This is a genomic window from Pseudomonas plecoglossicida NBRC 103162 = DSM 15088 (genome assembly GCF_000730665.1).
In the GTDB taxonomy this organism is placed as follows: domain Bacteria; phylum Pseudomonadota; class Gammaproteobacteria; order Pseudomonadales; family Pseudomonadaceae; genus Aquipseudomonas; species Aquipseudomonas plecoglossicida.
This window is the reverse complement of the sequence record NZ_BBIV01000091.1, coordinates 1-1,284: the sequence shown is the minus strand read 5'-3', so window position 1 is coordinate 1,284 and position 1,284 is coordinate 1. Positions and strand designations below refer to the sequence as shown.

At 55.8% G+C, this 1,284-nt stretch carries 1 protein-coding gene; it reads right to left on the bottom strand.

Going from position 1 to position 1,284, the window contains the following annotated elements; translation table 11 throughout:
• Positions 1-1,245, bottom strand: a 1,245-nt coding sequence (locus tag PPL01S_RS24210; protein WP_042156914.1) for an IS110 family RNA-guided transposase, incomplete at its 3' end; no start/stop codon positions are given.
• Positions 1,246-1,284 lie beyond the last annotated feature (39 nt).

The following is a 1,284-nucleotide window of genomic DNA, read 5'->3' as shown; positions in this document are numbered from 1 at the left end:
TGCTTCGAGTCCCTGCTCAACATAGGTCTGCTTCTTGGTGAGCAGTGTGTAGACCAGCCGCGCCAGTTGATGCGCAGTGGCTTTGATGGCACAACTGGTGTCCATGCGGGTCAATCTGGCTCGGTGTGATGCCCCGATGAAACCCTTGTCATTGCGAGCATTTGAAGCGGCCTGCTTGAGCGCCTGTGCCGCTCGATTGATTACCTTGGGACCGCCACCTGATAACTGGCGACCGCCTGAGATACGAGTCGGTGGAGCCAGCCCTAGCCAAGAGCAAAAGTGCTGTGATGATGGAAAACGTGAGAGGTCAGCGCCAATCTCTCCCGCCAGCACCAGCGCAGTGTCCACTCCGATCGTTGGAATAGCGGTAAGATCAACCCCTAACACCTGCCAAAGGGCTTGGTGTAGCGCCGCCTGTTGAGCGCTAGTCCGGTGAGGGCTTCGTAGTACTTTCCTGGACGGTTGTGGCACATGCTCCAGCACCGGCAGTTGTCCCAATGCCTTACCGATGACGTCATCACATTCAGCGATCTGTTGTTCAAGAAAGTCATAAGCTGCGAGTTCCTGCGCCAATGCATGCAGGTGCTCTCGTCGCCAGTTGCCATGCAGACTACGCGCAATGGTGTCTTTACCTGCCTTGATGCGAGCATCGGTCAGCTCAGCCAATCGAACAGGGTCTCGCTCACCCGCGGTGATCGCTCTCAGAATTCTCATGCCAGTCACGCCGGAAATATCACTGATGACATTGGCCAACTGGATGTTCATTTGGCTCAGTGCCTTCTGCATCCGGTTCAAGGTTTGAGCCTGGTCTTTCACTTTGAAAGCCCGTTGCCTGACCAATGAGCGAACGCAGCAGGTTGGATCGCTTGGGCGAAAAGCACCGCGTAGAAGGCCGTGGGTCATCAGCTGCCAGATCCATTGGCAATCCAGTACGTCGGACTTGCGGCCAGTAATTTGCCGGGTGGCCCGGGCATTAACGAGATAGACCTCGAATCCCCGCTCGCTGAGGATTTCGTAAATCGGAATCCAATAAACGCCTGTGGATTCCATGGCGACGACCTTGATGCCTAGACTATCGAGCCAATCGGTCAGTTTGTACAAATCGTCGGTAAAGGACGTAAATGACTGAACGGCATTCTCGTGCCGGGGATCGACCGCGACAAAGTGCTCTCGACTACCCACGTCAATCGCAGCGCAGTCAGGGTGAACAACGGTGAAGCGTTGCTTGGAAGGCTTGCGCGCCATGGTGAATCCTCGCAGGATAGAAAGGGCGCGCGGGGCACA